At 43.3% G+C, this 18,356-nt stretch carries 17 protein-coding genes; 9 read left to right on the plus strand and 8 right to left on the minus strand.

The window, feature by feature from the left end; genetic code table 11:
- Positions 1-52: 52 nt before the first annotated feature.
- A complete protein-coding gene (locus tag A3K91_RS09660; RefSeq protein ID WP_062845064.1) occupies positions 53-1,792 on the minus strand; it encodes a glutamine--tRNA ligase/YqeY domain fusion protein in 1,740 nt (579 codons plus the stop codon).
- A gap of 333 nt (positions 1,793-2,125) precedes the next feature.
- Between A3K91_RS09660 and A3K91_RS09665 the strand changes: the two genes are divergently transcribed.
- Together A3K91_RS09665 and A3K91_RS09670 are read left to right on the plus strand one after the other, a co-directional pair.
- Positions 2,126-2,641 (plus strand): peptidylprolyl isomerase, encoded by a 516-nt coding sequence (locus A3K91_RS09665; protein ID WP_062845065.1) that lies wholly within the window; start codon positions 2,126-2,128, stop codon positions 2,639-2,641.
- 106 nt (positions 2,642-2,747) lie between these two features.
- Entirely contained in the window at positions 2,748-3,605 is an 858-nt protein-coding gene (locus A3K91_RS09670; RefSeq protein WP_062845066.1) for a UDP-2,3-diacylglucosamine diphosphatase, read from the plus strand.
- A gap of 131 nt (positions 3,606-3,736) precedes the next feature.
- On the opposite strand, the gene orn is transcribed toward A3K91_RS09670, so the two are convergent.
- Positions 3,737-4,324 (minus strand): oligoribonuclease, encoded by a 588-nt coding sequence (orn, locus tag A3K91_RS09675; RefSeq protein WP_062845067.1) that lies wholly within the window; start codon positions 4,322-4,324, stop codon positions 3,737-3,739.
- A gap of 165 nt (positions 4,325-4,489) precedes the next feature.
- Between orn and rsgA the strand changes: the two genes are divergently transcribed.
- From rsgA to secB, 4 genes are all read left to right on the plus strand, one after another.
- On the plus strand, positions 4,490-5,593 hold the full coding sequence (gene rsgA, locus A3K91_RS09680) for a ribosome small subunit-dependent GTPase A (protein ID WP_062845068.1): 1,104 nt from the start codon (positions 4,490-4,492) through the stop codon (positions 5,591-5,593).
- Between the two features lie 142 nt (positions 5,594-5,735).
- A complete protein-coding gene (locus A3K91_RS09685) occupies positions 5,736-6,191 on the plus strand; it encodes a rhodanese-like domain-containing protein (RefSeq protein ID WP_062845069.1) in 456 nt (151 codons plus the stop codon).
- Positions 6,192-6,515: 324 nt separating this feature from the next.
- Positions 6,516-6,779: a glutaredoxin 3 gene (gene grxC / locus A3K91_RS09690; protein WP_062845070.1), complete on the plus strand. Its 264-nt coding sequence runs from the start codon at positions 6,516-6,518 to the stop codon at positions 6,777-6,779.
- 167 nt (positions 6,780-6,946) lie between these two features.
- Entirely contained in the window at positions 6,947-7,393 is a 447-nt protein-coding gene (secB, locus tag A3K91_RS09695; RefSeq protein WP_062845071.1) for a protein-export chaperone SecB, read from the plus strand.
- Between the two features lie 199 nt (positions 7,394-7,592).
- Here the strand turns inward: secB and adk are convergent, their stop codons facing one another.
- The 6 genes from adk to A3K91_RS09725 all read right to left on the minus strand — a co-directional run bounded on the left by adk (position 7,593) and on the right by A3K91_RS09725 (position 14,530).
- The gene (adk, locus tag A3K91_RS09700; RefSeq protein WP_062845072.1) at positions 7,593-8,249 is read right to left on the minus strand and encodes an adenylate kinase; all 657 of its coding nucleotides are present in this window, start codon (positions 8,247-8,249) and stop codon (positions 7,593-7,595) included.
- Between the two features lie 212 nt (positions 8,250-8,461).
- Positions 8,462-9,742, minus strand: a complete 1,281-nt coding sequence (ccmI, locus tag A3K91_RS09705; RefSeq protein WP_062845073.1) for a c-type cytochrome biogenesis protein CcmI — start codon at positions 9,740-9,742, stop codon at positions 8,462-8,464.
- Positions 9,739-10,299, minus strand: coding sequence for a cytochrome c-type biogenesis protein (locus tag A3K91_RS09710; protein ID WP_084387324.1), 561 nt, complete (start codon positions 10,297-10,299; stop codon positions 9,739-9,741). The genes ccmI and A3K91_RS09710 overlap by 4 nt, the downstream gene beginning before the upstream one ends.
- Positions 10,296-10,955, minus strand: a complete 660-nt coding sequence (locus A3K91_RS09715; RefSeq protein WP_062845074.1) for a DsbE family thiol:disulfide interchange protein — start codon at positions 10,953-10,955, stop codon at positions 10,296-10,298. The genes A3K91_RS09710 and A3K91_RS09715 overlap by 4 nt, the downstream gene beginning before the upstream one ends.
- A gap of 1 nt (position 10,956) precedes the next feature.
- The gene (locus tag A3K91_RS09720) at positions 10,957-12,987 is read right to left on the minus strand and encodes a heme lyase CcmF/NrfE family subunit (RefSeq protein WP_062845075.1); all 2,031 of its coding nucleotides are present in this window, start codon (positions 12,985-12,987) and stop codon (positions 10,957-10,959) included.
- A 208-nt stretch (positions 12,988-13,195) separates the two neighbouring features.
- On the minus strand, positions 13,196-14,530 hold the full coding sequence (locus A3K91_RS09725; protein ID WP_062845076.1) for a DUF445 domain-containing protein: 1,335 nt from the start codon (positions 14,528-14,530) through the stop codon (positions 13,196-13,198).
- 502 nt (positions 14,531-15,032) lie between these two features.
- Between A3K91_RS09725 and mrdA the strand changes: the two genes are divergently transcribed.
- The 3 genes from mrdA to rplM all read left to right on the plus strand — a co-directional run bounded on the left by mrdA (position 15,033) and on the right by rplM (position 18,348).
- On the plus strand, positions 15,033-17,012 hold the full coding sequence (gene mrdA, locus A3K91_RS09730) for a penicillin-binding protein 2 (RefSeq protein WP_062845077.1): 1,980 nt from the start codon (positions 15,033-15,035) through the stop codon (positions 17,010-17,012).
- Positions 17,013-17,034: 22 nt separating this feature from the next.
- Positions 17,035-17,724 carry a 16S rRNA (guanine(966)-N(2))-methyltransferase RsmD gene (rsmD, locus tag A3K91_RS09735; RefSeq protein ID WP_062845078.1) on the plus strand — a complete coding sequence of 230 codons (690 nt, stop codon included), beginning with the start codon at positions 17,035-17,037 and terminating at the stop codon, positions 17,722-17,724.
- A 195-nt stretch (positions 17,725-17,919) separates the two neighbouring features.
- Positions 17,920-18,348 carry a 50S ribosomal protein L13 gene (gene rplM, locus A3K91_RS09740; RefSeq protein ID WP_062845079.1) on the plus strand — a complete coding sequence of 143 codons (429 nt, stop codon included), beginning with the start codon at positions 17,920-17,922 and terminating at the stop codon, positions 18,346-18,348.
- The last annotated feature ends 8 nt before the right edge of the window (positions 18,349-18,356 follow it).

Raw genomic sequence — 18,356 nt, forward strand, 5'->3', positions numbered from 1 at the left:
AACTACTATTGTTCAGTATTTTCTTAAAATATACTCTGAGCCATCTGCTACATTAAGCAGGCTTATAAGTGTCACGTAAGCTTACGATTTGATTAAATACGGGCTTATCACTGGTATGATCCTCGCTATCAGCGATAAAGTAGCCTTCACGCTCAAACTGGAAACGCGTGCCAGCTTCAGCATTCGCTAATGATGGCTCAACCACTGCTTGTAGCTCAGTCATTGAGTTCGGATTGAGCGCTTGATGTAAATCGCTCACACTACCTGGGTCTTCCACATTAAATAGTTGCTCGTACATACGTACGGTTGCAGGCACACCTTGGCTCGCTGATACCCAATGAATGACGCCTTTGACTTTACGACCTTCAGGATTGTTACCCAACGTCGCAGGATCAATCGTTGCTTTTAACTCAACGATATTGCCATTGTCATCTGTAATATGTTCGGTCACTGCCAATACATAGGTATTACGCAAACGAATTTCTGGTTTCTCTGGTGATAAGCGCTTATAACCTGCGGGTGGTTCAATCTCGTAATCGCCTTGGTCAATATATAAAGTTTCAGTGAAAGGTATTTCACGTTCGCCCATATCGACGTTAGGATGATTCGGCTGAGTTAACCAAAGAGTTTGCGCAGCATCATCGAAGCGTGCATTGACGCTCTCAGCTTTTTGCGACTCCCACTCACTGACCGCTTCTGCAAAGTTAGTGATCGTCACTTTTAATGGCTTTAACACCGCCATCCCGCGTGCTGTCGTGGTTTCTAGTGACTGACGAACGCTAAATTCTAACGAGCGAAAATCGACGACGCTATCAGATTTGGTCACACCGACGCGATCACAAAAATCTCGTAGACCTTCTGCCGTATAGCCTCGGCGGCGCATACCAGCGATGGTCGGCATACGTGGATCATCCCAGCCGCTGACGATGCCTTCGTCGACCAATTGTTTTAATTTGCGCTTACTGGTCATCGTATGATCGACATTTAAGCGGCTAAACTCATACTGATGCGGGGCCACGTCAAAGCCAATTTTTGCAATCACCCAATCATAAAAAGGACGGTGATCTTCAAACTCTAGCGTGCATAACGAATGGGTAATACCTTCAATGGCATCAGACAGCGGATGAGCAAAATCATACATGGGGTAGATGCACCACTTATCACCCGTTTGATGATGCGATTGATGCATGACACGGTAGATAACAGGGTCACGCAAGTTCATGTTTGGGCTTGCCATATCAATTTTGGCACGCAAAACTGCTTTGCCTTCCGCATATTTGCCTTCTTTCATGTCGTTAAAGAGTGTTAAATTGTCTGCAACACTGGCATCACGTTGGGGCGAAGGCGTTCCGGCTTCACTAAACGAGCCACGGTTCTCTTTAATCTGCTCAGGTGATTGCAAGTCTACATACGCATCGCCTTGCTCAATCAGCTGCACAGCCCATGCATATAACTGATCAAAATAGCTTGACGCATGATACGCTTCTCCCACCCAGTCAAAACCCAACCACTTAACATCACTTTCAATGTTATCAATATAATCTTGCTTTTCTGCGGTTGGATTGGTGTCATCAAAACGCAAATTACATACACCGCCGAACTCTTCTGCCACGCCGAAGTTCAGACAGATAGATTTTACATGACCAAGATGCAAGTAGCCATTTGGCTCAGGCGGAAAGCGGGTCACGATTTGCTGGTATTTTTGCGCATTGACATCGTCACGAATGATATTACGAATAAAGTCGTTTTTTTGTTCATCTTTTTGTACGGGGTTACTTGAGTGCTCACTCATGGGGTATTGCTCCTAACGCAAATTGTCAATTCATGACACGTGCCATTACGCATCATGGAAAAGTCGAATCAAACTTTTGGCTAAAAAATAAAATGGTAATGAAAAGTTGAGCCATAAAAACAGTGGGTTATAAAACCGCACTATTTGCTCGCATGATGGTCGGAAATGTATAAAGTTGCGTTATTCTATCAGCTTTTGCAAAGGCATTAACAGCCTGATACATGACACAGGATAAAAAAGCCGTTAGACTACCCATGACTTTTTATCAACCAACTTTTTAACCACCACTTGACAGTGCCATTTAAGGTACTGCAATTAAAAAAGGAATATCTCATGGTAGACATGCCACCAGTAGTAGAACTTGACACCAATATGGGTGCAATCGTTATCGAACTCAATGAAGAAAAAGCGCCAAAGACGGTAGAAAACTTTTTAAACTATGTAAAATCAGGTCAATATGACGGTACGATTTTCCATCGCATCATTGATGGTTTCATGATTCAAGGCGGCGGAATGGACGCTGAAATGAATGAAAAGCCAACCAATGCGCCTATCGAAAACGAAGCGGACAATGGCCTAAAGAACGATAAAGGCACTATCGCAATGGCACGTACGCAAGATCCGCATTCAGCCACTAGCCAGTTCTTTATCAACGTAAAAGACAATGACTTCCTAAACCATTCTGGCAAAAATATGCAAGGTTGGGGCTATACTGTATTTGGTAAAGTCACAAGCGGTATGGATGTGATTGAAAAGATGAGAAGCGTACCAACGGGTCGTTTTGGCATGCATGCTGATGTGCCAAAAGAGCCAGTCGTTATTAACTCAGCGACTATCGTTACTCAGTAATAGTTATTTAGTAGCAGCGGCTTAGCCACTGTGAATTCATGAGTATTACTCAATAAAGCTTGTTGGGTAATACTCGTTATCCGATAAGTTATAAGGACCCAGATAAATGCAAAGTTTTAATCATTTAATCACGACCCGACCTCATGAGGTACGGCAAGTTTTGATTAGCGACCTGCATTTATCGTTAGATGAGCCTGCCTTAGTGCAGGCTTTTTTGGCACTGCTTGATGACTGCCTTGCTCTGCCCGCGCTCAAACGCTTATTCATTTTAGGTGATTGGTTTGAGGTATGGCTGGGTGATGATGTGTATCTGTCCCTATTAAAAGAGAAAAGGTCAGATGAGGCACGTCAAGGGCATTGGTTGACGCCCCTTATCATTAAGTTAAAACAATTGCGCATACAGGGCTGTGAGATACTGGTTATGCATGGCAATCGTGATTTTCTATTGGGTCGAGGGTTTTGTCATTTATTCGGTGGTGAGTTGATTGAAGAGCCTTATAACTTAACAGTCGGACATCAAAACTATCGCTTAGAACATGGCGATGCCTTGTGTACTGATGATAAAAAGTATCAGCTGTTCCGCAAAGTGATGCGTCATCGTATGACACAGTGGTATTTGCTCAATAAACCCTTAGAAAAACGCTTGGCCATCGCGGATAAAATGCGTAAAAACAGTCAGCAAAATAATGCCAATAAAGCGGCTTATATTATGGATGTTAATGATGATGCAGTCGCTACCGTCATGACAAATAATGATGCCTTACTACACGGGCACACCCACAGACCCGCTATTCACCCAATCGCTAATGGTAAAAAACGTTATGTACTTGGTGATTGGCGTCTGCTCGGTAAAGACAAACGTCAACCAACAGTCAGTGCCGTTATTGGGGTCATTACTTCGCCACAAAACTCAAACGATGACGCTCAATTTGATCTAATTGAATTTAATTTTAAAATCGTTTAGTAACGTGCGTTCACTTCAAAATGATTTGCTCTAACACAATTTACTCTAAAATAAAGAGGGTCTGTCGCTTATGCAACAGACCCTTTTTTAAATGGTTTTTATGTGACTCAGATAAAAATCAATTACTAGAATTAAGGCATCAATTTAAAGAAATGTTGGCGATAATGTTTTAGCTCACGAATAGAGTCACGGATATCATCCAATGCCAAATGGCTGCCACCTTTCTCAAAACTTCTCAAAATATCAGGACGCCAGCGGAAACAAAGCTCTTTGATGGAAGACACATCAAGATTGCGATAGTGAAAGAACTTCTCAAGCTCTGGCATTTGACGCGCCATAAAGCGGCGATCTTGACAGATAGAGTTACCACACATGGGCGATTTACCACTATCGACCCATTTGTTTAAAAACTTAAGCGTTTCCGCTTCTGCTTCTGCTAGTGTCACGGTACTGCGGCGTACACGATCGACCAATCCTGACTGACCATGCTGCTTGGTATTCCAATCATCCATCTTATTTAAGACTTGATCCGATACCTTAATCGCAAAAACAGGGCCTTCAGCAAGGACATTCAAATCCTCATCAGTAACAACGGTAGCAATCTCGATAATCTCATCGTTTAAGGTATCGAGTCCGGTCATCTCTAGGTCAATCCATACCAACCCTTTTTTGCCTTGATTTTTGATTTTAATCTTATTGGGATGGTCGCCGGTGGTCATAAAATATCCTATGTTCAATGAAGTTTGAGACAAAATTACTGAGCGCCTGTGGGTTTAAAATAAGTAAAACATTACAAAACCACTGTCTGTCATAGGCGCTTTAGGCTGTATGTTAGCAAATTTTCACGCTACACTTAGCAATATTTTTCTAATAGGTCAAAACCCATGGCATTAATCCGGCAACGCAAACTCACCAAGCAACAGATTCGTCGTATCGACAAGCAACAGCTGGCAAGTCAAGACAGCATCGATGACAGTTTGATGGATGGTGTAGTCATGGCGCATTATGGCAAGCAGCTAGAAGTCCAAGTGACCAGCTTGCCAGCCGTGATACCCGTGCAGCCGGAGATTGCGCCTGATGATCCAGAGCCGTTCTGGCAGACTCTCGAATTGGGCGATATCTGGCGTTGTCATGTACGCACCAACTTGCCCATGCTTGCTGCTGGCGACCACGTACGCTGGAGCGCAGATTCCAATACGGGCTTTGGGCGTATTGAAGCGGTTAAACCACGTACCTCGTTGGTCTCACGGCCAGATCGTTATCATAAGCTCAAGCCGGTTGCTGCCAATGTCGATATTCTCGCCATCGTATTTGCGCCGCTGCCAGCTGCCGCTCCTACTCTCATAGATCGCTACTTGGTCGTTTGCCATCATGCTGGCGTCAAGCCATTACTGGTATTAAACAAAGCAGATCTGCTAGCACAAGAAAATGGTGTCAATACCAATGAGCTACTGGCGCAATATGCCGCCCTTGGTTATGAGAGCGTGCTTACCTCTGTTGATTGTCCTGAAAACATTGCTGATAATGATGAGCAAATAGGCCTTGATGAATTAAAGCGTTATATAGACAAAAAACTGGTCATCTTTGCTGGACAATCTGGCGTTGGAAAGAGCAGTTTAATCAATGCGCTATTGCCCGACTCTGGTCAGAGCGTCAATGTCATCTCTGAAAACTCTCAACTTGGACAACATACGACGACGACTAGCCGCTTGCTACCATTCAATCCAGACGATTTAACCCAAGGCGGTATCGTTGATACGCCCGGTATTCGTGAATATGGTATTTGGCACTTAACCCCTGATGACATCATTTCAGGCTTCGTTGAGCTTGCACCACTGGCTGGCGATTGCCAATTCCGTGACTGTCGCCATACTCATAACAGTAAAGGCTGCGCCCTTTGGCAAGCAGTGGCTGATGGTACAGTCTTGCAACGCCGCGTTGAAAACTTGGTTACGCTCAGAGAAGAGGCGGATACCAAGCCTTACTAAGCATTGCTTTATTAAGGGTTAAACGCAAGGTTGGTCATCACACGTTTACTATAGACGACCTTATCGGTATAATAGCGCCTTGTTCAATTCGTTAGGCTGTCTTCTCAGCTTAATAGAACACTTATTTTTTTGGAGGTATGGTTTGGATCGTGCGCTGGAATTTGTGGGCAACCACCCGTTTTTATTTGGTATATTAGCCGTGCTTGCTATACTGTTTTTTGCCATTGAGAACAAACGTAGCGGCAGAAAAATATCGCCCAACACGCTTGGTATGATGGTTAACTCTCAAAACGCGCAGATCATTGATATTCGCGACAAAAAGAAATTTGCCACCGGATATATTCAAGGCAGCCGCAACATACCTTTTTCTGAGCTAAAAGATCGTGTCAGTGAGATTCGCGCAATTGAGCAGCCTGTGATTATTATTTGTGATATGGGTGTGCAAGCAGGCGCTGCGATTCAGATGATTGGTAAAGAAAATGTTTACCGCTTAGACGGTGGCGTTGGTGGCTGGCAAGGTGCTGGTATGCCATTGGTTGGTCCCAAGGATGTATCGTCTAAAAATAAAGGCAAAGCCAAACCAAGTTTGCATAAATGATTAGACAAAGCACCGAATACGTACTTTTTGATGGTTTATTAACTGGTAGTTATTTGTCTAGCGGCTATTTGAGAGTTGATCGTTAATGAGTTAATTAATAGGCGCGTAAAAAAGACACCTTACTAAGAGGTGTCTTTTTTTATGTGGCATTTATGCTACTGTTCAACCTTTTACATACGCTTAACTTGAATTTATAAGGCTTATCCCCACTTTAATACTGAGTATCAACAAACCTAACTGACGGTAACGGCTTATAATAATTTTTATCCAATGATTGTTTATAACAACAGGGTTACCTCATAAACTTATAAATAAGGATTTATCATGACTGTATCTGTTAAAGTCTATACGACCCCTATCTGCCCATACTGCTCAAACGCTAAGCAATTGCTACAATCTAAAGGTGTTAACTACGAAGAGATTGGTATGCACGACATGAGCAGTGAAGAGCGCCAAGCTTTGATGAAAAAAACCAATAACTATCGTACGGTTCCTCAAATCTTTGTTGGTGAGACTTTTGTTGGTGGCTTTGATGAGCTGAATCAAATGAACCAGCAAGGTAAGCTTGACGAACTACTAGCGGGTTAATTGATCATTCTTCTTGACTGTCTGTCTTCATCTAGGTAAAGATGGACAGATTATGAATAGAAGGCAATGCTAAAAAATGTCGAGATACACTCTCGATTTATATTACAATGTTATTTTATAAAACGACCGTTTGATCCATTATTTGATTTAACTTTAGAGGAATTATCATGGCTGACGCACAACCACAATTGGCATTAGAACGCATTTACGTAAAAGATATGTCACTTGAAGTACCAGGCGCTGAAGTATTCACCAAAGAGTGGAACCCAGAGCTTGATATCAACCTTTCAAGCAATGCTGAAAAACTTGATGACGATCATTATCAAATCATTTTGACAGTAAGCGTTACGGCTAAAAATGCTGATGAAGCTGCATTTATTGCCGAAGTCCATCAAGCGGGGATTTTCTTATTAAAAGATATTCCTGAAGATCAAATTGGTCAAATTTTGGGTGCATACTGCCCTAACGTTTTATTCCCATATGCTCGTGAAGTCATCAGTGATATCGTGACACGTGGTAGTTTCCCGCAACTATTGCTTGCACCAGTAAACTTCGATCAAGCATACGCACAAAGCCAACAGCAAGCTCAAGTAGATGCTGAAGGCAATGCTTAATTATTGATGTGAGAATGTATTGACTGTAGCAGTGATACATTTGACAAAAAGCCGTCTACCCATTTGGGTAGGCGGCTTTTTTTTAGTTATGTTTTGACATTAAATTTGAAAAAAACTGTCAATGAGCTTTCAATAAAAAAAACCCCGACTGTATAAAGTCGAGGTCTCATTTTTATGACAGCTGGTATATCGTAGGATATTAGCCTTTTAATGCATACAAAATCTGCTGCTTAACGTCATCAATACCTTGTGTACCATCAAACTTATTGTATTTAGGCGCGTCATCGCCCTCTTCAGCTTTTTCTTGATAAAAACCAACCAAGGCTGACGTTTGCTCATGATAAGTAGCCAAGCGATCACGAATCGTCGACTCTTTATCGTCTTCACGCTGAATCAAGGCTTCACCAGTCACATCGTCAATTCCTTCTTGCTTAGGTGGATTGTGATGAATATGATAAACACGACCTGAATTTGGATGCTGGCGACGACCAGACAAACGGTTCACAATCTCATCATCAGGAACACTGATTTCAACCACATGGTTAATCGCGACATCTGCATCTGCAAGCGCTTGGGCTTGCGGAATAGTACGCGGGAAACCATCAAAGATACAACCGTTGACACAGTCAGGCTTAGCGATACGTTCTTTCACTAGGTTAATAATAAGGTCATCAGAAACCAAACCGCCAGCATTCATGATATCTTTGGCTTGTTTGCCAAGCTCACTGCCTTCTTTGATCGCTGCACGCAGCATATCGCCAGTTGAGATTTGTGGGATATCAAATTCTTTAGAAATAAACTGGGCTTGAGTGCCTTTACCAGCGCCTGGTGGACCTAGCAAAATAATACGCATCATTATGCGACTCTCCTTAATAGATAGGATTTTGGGATTGATAAAACTTTGGGATTGGTTGATTGCAGAACCACCTTACCTTGTGACTCTACAAACCTCAAGTATTTTCACGATTGCTGTGATAAGTTGCTATGACTTATCTGTTCATATAACGTTGTTGCACGCTCGTTTAACGTGCAACAAGGCATTCGCAATGTGCATTAACAGCAGACATCTTATGGTATTTGCTGATTAATTTCCACATTGACTTGGTCTTGATCAGCACTAATCACAACCGGGTTACCCGATAGATCTCCTGATTCTGCGCTTGCTGTACCACTATGACTAATACGAGCGATAACGGCTAGCTGCACTTTATCAGATCTGGCAGATTGCAAGGTACGTTCTGGCATCATGGCATCAAGATCACTTAAGCTAATAACTGCTTCACCTTGTTTGATCACACTGATAGGTAGACGCTTAGCAGCAAATGGTGGCCCACCTTTTACATCACGTATCGCAACAAACAATACATCATCACCTTTTACCAGTGGCAGCAAGCTTGCATTAACTCTCACTGTCACCTCAACACCTTCAGAGGCTTGCTGTTGCTGCGCGCTCACGTTGGCGCTTAATTCATCTAAACTTTGTAGCGCTTGAGAATGGTCGCCTGGTTTGGCTGCAATATTACCACGCAGACGCTTAATCCAGCCTTGTGCTTGCTCAAAGTTATTACTACGTGCCTCTCCCATTGCCATTAGCATTTGTGCCCCTTCATGGTCTGGGTTTTTAGCCAATACATCTTGCAGCACGCGGCGGCTACTATCGTCTAATTGGCCTTTATTGGCAAAGAAGCTGATCTGAGCATAAGTAGTGGCAATCTCTTCATTGTCTGGCGATAAACGATACGCGCGCGATAAAGACTCTATCGCTGAATCAGTTGCTTCTAATGACAGAAATAGCTCTGACAAGCGCATCCAGCGATTGGGGTCATCAGCATGGCGATAGACATTAGTCTGCATGGCACTGATCAATTGTGTGCCATCTTCAATTGCCCAAGCTGGTGGCTGATCAATTTTACCCGTCAATAAATCATCGGCAACTTGACCAACTTTGTCCTCGCTTGCCCAAAGTTCAAATACGGGCGTACGATCGCTGACCATTAGATAGGCCATAGCTGTCAATACGGGCACCCAAACTATGATAATTAACCGGCTTTTTATACCAGGTGCCACCATGGGCGTGACTTCACGCTGAGCGTCCAAAAGCTGGCGCTCAAGCTCGAGTTTTTGGTTTTGATAGTGGTTGTCATCAATGACACCACTATCTTTATCTGTTTTGAGTTCTGCAAGACGCTCGCGAAACACAGCAACATTGATATCTAATAATTGATTGTCCACAGGATTTTGTTGCGCACGTGAGGCTCTTAGCCACGGTATAATGGCAATTACCGCAAATACTAGAGCGATAAGTAAGCTTAAAGCAATGAATAAGCCGACAGTAGAGAATAGGGTCATTTTTTGTCCTCAAGGCTTGTGGTATCGTGATCATCTTCTTTACCACTATCAGTACGTGATAAGAGGCGGTCAAGTTGAGCTCTTTCGGCAACAGACAGAGCAGCAGCGGTACTTTCTACCTTTACTCCGTTCTCTCCACTGGCAACAAGCTGACGCCGTTTGCTTTGCCAAAACCATCCTATCAACAAAACGATGAGCAACAATGGTGGGAAAAACCACAAGACCCATGTTGATGGGCGTACAGGTGGCTTATAGCTGATAAAATCACCATAACGCTCCTGCATATAAGAACGAATTTCACCATCACTACGACCATCTTTTACCATATCGTAGGTCTTTTGCTTTAAGTCTTGGGCAATTGGTGCATCAGAACCTGCAAGGTTTTGATTTTGGCATTTTGGGCAGCGCAGCTCTTCGATAAGACCACGATACTGAGCCTCTTGTTGTTCAGAGTCAAAATCGTAGACATCAATTGCAGCATAAGTTGTGGCACTCAGCAGGCACGCTATAATTAAGCTTGCCAGCTGTAAGATAATAGGCTTCACATTGGCTTTCACTTACACACCTCCCCAATCTGCTTCGTATCTGGGCTGACGTTATTATTATTGGCATCATTAAGTATCATCAGGCAAGGCGCGATTCGACTTTGCCAGTTGCTCTCATTAATCTCACCAATAATATGTTGACGAATAATCCCTTCACCATCGACAACGAACGTTTCAGGTGCACCTGTCAAGCCTAAATCTAAGGCAAACTGCCCTGATAAATCCTGAATCGACATTGAAAACGGATCCCCACCTCGGTTTAGATATCCCAAGGCATCACCAATCTCATCTTTATAGTTGATGCCCACCAGGTTGACACCACGTTCTTCTAGCTGCATCAAAAAAGGATGTTCAATCACACAAGTGGGACACCAAGAGCCCCATATATTCATCAAGAAAGGTTTGTCAGGCAAGTTCTCATTGGTCATGATACGGCTGGTATCGGATAATAAAGGAAGCTCAAACGCTGGTACTGGACGCTCAAGCGCCGTATTGGTCACAATATCAGTCGGTTGCCCTAGCCGCATATATAACATGACAATCAAACCAATGAAGACAATCAATGGAATCAAAAACCACAATCTAAGCTGCTTTTTTTTCATGGTTTTAGGGTTATTGACCTTATGGTGCCCAGCTTTTTGATCAGAAGAATTGTTTGACGTGCTCATCTCAATTGCCTCCCATCTTTGTCACGGGTATTTCAGACTCAGTGACGGGACGAGCGCCAGACTTTTCAGGCATGATTTGCATCGGTGTCTTGGTTTTCTTAATACGATAACGATTGTCAATAATACTTAGCAAGGCACCGAACGCCATAATCAGCGCACCCAGCCATATCCAACGAATCAGCGGTTTGACGTAAATACGGAACGCCCATTCATTGCTGTTTTCGGCGATAGGCTCACCAAGCGCTACATATACATCACGCAAAAGAGTGGCGTCAATCGCAGCTTCTGTCATCGGCATCATACTGATAATAAAGTTACGTTTTTCAGGATACAAGGTAGTCACCTCTTGACCATCTTTGCTAATGGCCACCTCCGCTTGTGTGGCATCAAAGTTACTGCCTTTGACTTCACGGAAACCTTTTACGACAAAATCATAGCCCTGAACATGGACACTATCATTTGGTGCCAATGCCACATCACGCTCAATGCTCAACGTAGTTGTAAAGGCCACACCAATAACAGCAATAATCACACCGATATGCGCTATCTGTTGACCCCAATAGCTCAGACGTAGTTGACGCAAACCTGTCAAACGACTGGATGCATTTTTGGTCTTGTCTTTAAGATCGACGACCATCCATAGCAGTACCCAAAAACTGATCGCTAAGGTCACGCCAATATTGAGCATCTCTGATGGACTGACAAAATAGGCAATAATCGCTGCTAATACTAGACTGCTTACTGCGATGATCATGCCAGCACCCAAAAGCGGGCGACTGTCTTTTTTCCAGCGAATATTAGACCCCATGCCCATCGCTATCAATAGCAACCAAGTAAGAGGCACAAATAGTGCATTAAAGTAAGGAGGACCAACTGATACCTGACCCAAATTAAAAGAGTCAGCGATAATGGGATATAGCGTACCAAGTAAAACAACCAAGGTCGCAATCAGAAGAATGACATTATTAATGACTAAAAATGACTCACGTGAAATCAGCTGATATTGACTTTCAACCGTCAAACGCCAGCCACGTATGGCAAACATCAATAGGCCGCCCCCGATGATCACACCAAGGATCACTAAGATGACAAGACCACGCGTTGGGTCAGCAGCGAATGAGTGTACGGAGGTAATGACTCCTGAGCGTACTAAGAAAGTACCAAGCAAACTTAGTGCAAAAGCAAAAATCGCTAGCATGATTGTCCATGCTTTAAATACACCACGCTTTTCAGTGACTGCCAGCGAATGTAGCAACGCCGTACCTGCCAGCCATGGCATCAAAGAAGCATTTTCTACTGGATCCCAGAACCACCAACCGCCCCAGCCAAGCTCATAATAAGCCCACCACGAACCAAGCGCAATACCAACGGTCAAAAAGCCCCAAGCAGCCAATGCCCATGGACGCGACCAGCGAGTCCAGACTGCATCCAAACGCCCTTCCCATAATGCCGCCATACAAAAAGCAAATGGCACAACTAAGCCCACATAACCCATATAAAGCATGGGCGGATGAATGATCAAACCGAAATCTTGTAATACAGGATTTAAGTCTGCGCCATCGACAGGCAAATTGGGCAATGTGCGCTCAAATGGCGAAGACGTAAAAATAAGCATCGCAAGCATCATCGCCTGCACGCCAGCTAAAATAACCAATACTCGTGCACGCATGGATAATGGTAGACCACGGCTAAAATAAGACACCAAGGCGCACCAAGTCGCCATAATGGTCATCCAAAGCAGTAGGGAGCCTTCGTGCCCACCCCAAGTGGCCGATAATTTGTAGTACCAAGGCAATAAGGTATTAGAATGTTGAGTGACATAGACTAAGCTAAAGTCATTATAATAAAAGCCTGCCATCAGCGCAGCAAACGAAGTAATCATGGCAGCAAATTGTGCCCATGCAAGACTTGGCGCAAGACGTTGCCAAGCAACGTGATCACGCATGACACCAATAGTCGGTAACACCACCTGCAAAATCGCCAACATAAAGGCGGCTAGCAAGGCAAAATAACCCAATTCTGTGATTAACATACGGTCTAACCCTGTTTACCTTAGTACGGTCATTGTTTATTTTAGGGATTGGTAATTTGGAGTAGTAAAACTGTCCGATATTCGCTATTGCTGTTGACGATGGCCACAGCAATATCAGAGACTTACAGCAGGGTACATTAGCGTTAACTTGTCACGTTTTTGTATCCACTCTGTATTTGATGTGTGTAAAAAATAAAAAACTTATTGATTATTGCATGGATGGAAAAAACACCAAGACAAGATGCAGCCAACCCGCCAAGAATCCTGTTAAGCCCCCTAAAATAATTAGAGTCATCTCATCTTCTCGGAATGCGGGACGCAATAAGTTTTGAAACTCATTGGGCGTCAATGCACGTATTCGATCACGGAACAGACCAAATATCTTACTGGCACGGCTTTCGTTCAGTTCAGGATCACGCAGCGGTACCATGGTTGCAATAATAGATTTATCAATAATGGTATTTTTTAATTGACCATATTCTCGGCGACCCAGCCCCACACGCAATGTAGTACTAATGACTGGCGACTCTAGTACCTTATAGAGATGCGATTTCATCAAATCTCGCGTCTGTGCAGCACGTTCACCATACATCATCTCATTCATGATATTTTCAAGTGTGACCAAATCCTTGACGACGATCTCAGCAAAAACCTCAGATACTTCTTCTTGTCGCTTCATAAAACCGCCTTGTAGGCGATACTGTGCGATATGCGGTATCTGTGGCTTAATAAATGGGAAATGGCGTTGGACAGTAAAAAGCTTTAAATAAGGAATAAAACGCGGTTCGACTGGATTAAACACCATCCAAATAGCGATCCAATTGGTCAAAAAGCCCCAAATCGCAGCAAAAAACGGTACCGTCCAATGCTGTGGCACCAGCAGAAAGATAAACATCTGAATAATACCGAAAACCAAACCAATCAAAGCACTGATATGCCAAATAAAATTGATCTCTTTTTGACCCACTTTTAAAAACATATTCACCATCAAACGACGATCACTCTCCATCGTATTGACAATCATCTTACGCATATCAACCAAATCTTCGACATGATAAGTCAGGTCAGTCACCAAGGACTGCATAATATTGGGCAATTCTTGATGCGCTTGAGCGTAGACACGACGCTTTAGAGCGTAAGGCAGATTGCCCCACAAGGCTGGTGAATGATCCAGCATGATCTCATCAATCAATACCTCAAGATTTTCATCAACCGTATTGGTAATGAATACCGCCATTTGCTCAGGCTCCATTGCCTGAAAAAACTCATCAAGCGACCCAAGCTTCGATAGCGTCTGATCAACGATGACGCCCGATATTTTACCAGCCTTACGTGGGACGATACCTTGCCAGCCAATACCCGGTAAACCAAAAAACGGGAAATTTGGAATACGGATACCCCAAAACTTGATGGGATAGAACAGCATTTTAAGCGCCATCCATACATGTATCCAAGTAACAAATGCCGTCACTGGTGGGATGGTTAACATGGCAAAAAACTCTGGGTGCTCAGCTATCGTCTGCCACAATGAAGTTGCATCCATGACTTATCTTGCCTCTGGTTGATTGTCATTGCTAATAAACTATCTTTAGCAAATTAGAACGTATTAAGAAATACGCTCCGCCCATAATGGTGTCTATAAGATAAAAAAATGACTATAAATAAATCGCCTGATTTTAGCATACTTGCTACCTATTAGCACAGGTAGACCCTAGCCAAGTTGTGACTAGAGATGACAAGTTTTACCGCTTAACTGTATTGATAAAGCTTTCAAATGGCCTATCCCTGCTGAAACCATTGACAGTGACAAAATAAGTGGGCAAATACTGCGTCCTGTTATTTGTTCTGCTATAATCCGCGGGTAAATGCCAATACCTATTTCTCTACTTTTCTGCTTCTTAATTAATGCATCATAATTGCAAACAAGATCAGTCTATGTGATTGAAATCCTTCGCATTATCCTTTATGCTCACCGCACCTTGGTTCATAAACCCGCTCATGTATCTCTTTTATTGACTCACCGACTGTTTGGGCTTTTACTTTATATGAATAAACCGCTAACTCCCAACACTGAACAGACCAATAGTGTTTTTACCTCTCGTATTATTATCCTTGGGGTTTTAATATTTTTAGGTTTGGGTGGCTTGATCATGCGTTATGGTTATTTACAAGTCTACGCCCACGATAAATACACCACTCAGGCAGATAACAACCGCATTAAACTGATATCTGCGCCGCCCAGCCGCGGTTATATTTATGATCGTAACGGTATCATATTGGCAGACAATCAGCCTGTCTTTACAGCCATGTTAAGCCCTGACGAAGTTGAAAACCCAGAGCGCACGCTACATTTACTTGCGCCTATTTTTGATCTGACAGACAAAGACATTACTGATATTTTGGCTCGTATCAGCAAAAGTAAGAACGATCCTGTCACCATCAAAATCGACTTAACTGAAGCGCAGTTGGCACAGTTTAGCGAGCGTAAGCCTTTTTTTCGCGGCGTCACTATTCAAAGCAAGCTGACACGCTCTTATCCTTATGATGAGTTGTTTGCACACGTCATTGGTTATGTGGGCCGCATCAATGACAAAGAAAGCAAACGCATTGATAAAGACAAATACGCGGGTACTGACCTGATTGGTAAAATTGGTATCGAAGACTATTATGAAGATATTCTATTGGGCCAGCCGGGTTATCAATCTGTAGAGACTGATGCGCACGGCAATATCTTACGGCAATTAGATACTAAGCCGCCTGTATCTGGTAACGACATCACTTTGAGTTTAGATTACGGCTTACAAACTGTGGCTCAACAACAGCTAGATGGACGTCGCGGTGCGATTGTCGCCATTGATCCAAAGAATGGCGATGTACTGGCATTTGTCAGCAACCCAAGCTATGACCCCAATCCTTTTATTTCAGGCATCTCTTTTAAAGACTACGGCGCACTACAAGAAGATCCTGACGAACCATTATATAACCGAGCCTTACAAGGTATGTATCCACCTGGCTCAACCATTAAACCTTTTGAAGGCTTAGGCGGTATTCATTATGGTTTACGCAATTGGGACACCACCATCTACGATCCCGGCTATTTTAGCTTACCAGGAGATTCACATCGTTTCCGTGATTGGAAACGTGGCGGTCATGGCACGGTGGATCTGAAAAAATCTATCGTCATGTCAGTTGATACTTATTATTATAAATTGGCCTACGAGATGGGCATCCAGCGCCTTCATGACTGGATGGTGCGGTTTGGTTTTGGTGACCAGACTGGTATCGACTTACCCAACGAAAAATCAGGAATCATGCCATCACCCAAATGGAAAAAAGACACTTATGATAAAGGGTGGTTACCTGGCGAAACCATCTCAGTCAGTATTGGACAAGGTTATTTCTTAGCCACGCCACTACAGATTGCCAATGCAACTGCCATGACGGCAAACAAAGGCTATCACATTACCCCTCACCTATTAAAAAGCAGTGACGGGGCAGCAAAAGTCAACGTCATCACCAAACCTGATGGCAAAATTGATTATAATGGTAAGCCCTCTGACTGGGTACGCATGCATGAAGCAATGGAAGCAACTGTGAAAAGTGGTACAGCACGCCGCGCTTATAATCCAAAGTATCGTATAGCAGGTAAATCTGGAACCGCGCAGGTCAAATCCATTGCCCAAGGTAAACGTTATAATAAAGCCGCGCTAGATTCGCGTCACTGGGATCACGCTTGGTTCAATGGCTTTGCACCTGTAGATGATCCTCAGATTGCTCTTGCTGTATTGGTCGAAAACGGTGGTGGTGGTGGTGCCGTGGCCGCCCCCATCGGTCGTGAGCTTTTTGATTATTGGGTATTGCAACGTAAAACCAATCCTATTTTGCCACCAACCGCAGATGAGCTTCGTGCCATCAAACACCAAAAAGCATTAGACAAGGCGGCGCGTGATGCTATTCGTGATAAAGAGGCAAAAGCATTAGAAGAAAAAGAAGCCCTAGCAGCTGCTGCATCAACATCTGAGTAAGAGACGGTGAAAGAGACCTGTTATGACCAAACCTTCAAACGGCCGCGAGCCAAAGAGAAACACTAAAGTCAAAAAAAATACAGCAGCAGGCGATGTACGTATCATTGGCGGTCAGTTTAAACGTCGTATCGTCCATTTCGTCGAGGCTGACGGTCTACGTCCAACACCAGATCGTTTGCGTGAGACGTTGTTTAATTGGCTGCTGGCTGATATTCATGGTGCGTATGTACTTGATAGTTGTGCTGGTAGCGGTGTACTAGGATTTGAAGCATTATCACGAGGCGCTGCCCACTCAACTTTTATTGAAGTCAATCCAGCGCAGAGTCATATGCTACGTCAAAGTGCTGACCAACTAAGACTCGATGCAACCACTTATCAAGTCATTCAGGGCACAGCTGAGCAAGTCTTGACTCAAAATCAATTGGTTCCACGTCATTTTGATTTGGTTTTCATTGACCCGCCTTATGCGCAGGATTTGTGGCAACCTATTTTGATGGCATTAATCACCCAGTCGCTCATCAATACCGATACCTTGATTTATCTCGAAGCTGATAAAGAATTAGAAGATCAATTGATACAACTGGCAAATACCCTTAATAAAAATGTGACTGCACCGCACCAAGCAACACTAAAAGCAGTTGGCTTTGACTGTTTAAAACAAACCAAAGTTGGACAAGTTGTCGCTGGACTTTATCGACTATCATCGTCATAATTGTGTAGTATTTGTTAAAAATGTCTAAAACCGCTTAAAAACTGGCCCAACGCTGCAGTTAAATGTATATAAGGCAAAAATAAACCCCAATGCAGCTTGCAAGCGTAGGCGCTACTGCTTATAATGTGCAGTCTGTTTTTTGAGAGCCCCGTTCCCAGCTAAACTCTCAACGAATTCTAATTTTAAGGTTTTATCATGAAAACACTTAGTGCAAAACCAGCTGAAGTGACCCATGACTGGTATGTCGTAGATGCTGACGGCAAAACCCTTGGTCGCTTGGCTACTCAAATCGCTAGTCGCTTACGTGGCAAGCATAAGACGTCTTATACTCCACACGTAGATACTGGTGACTTCATTGTTGTCATCAATGCAGAAAAAATCGCGGTAACGGGTAAAAAAGCACAAGACAAAAAGTATTATCGTCACACTGGTTACCCAGGCGGTATTAAAGAAACCAACTTCACGAAGCTGATTGCACATAAGCCTGAAGATGTTCTACACAAAGCAGTTAAGGGTATGCTTCCAAAAGGCCCTCTTGGCTATGCAATGATCAAGAAGCTAAAGCTATATGCGGGTACTGAACATCCACATACTGCACAGCAACCTAAAGAACTAGACATCTAAGGATATAC

The organism is Psychrobacter alimentarius (genome assembly GCF_001606025.1).
In the GTDB taxonomy this organism is placed as follows: Bacteria; Pseudomonadota; Gammaproteobacteria; order Pseudomonadales; family Moraxellaceae; genus Psychrobacter; species Psychrobacter alimentarius.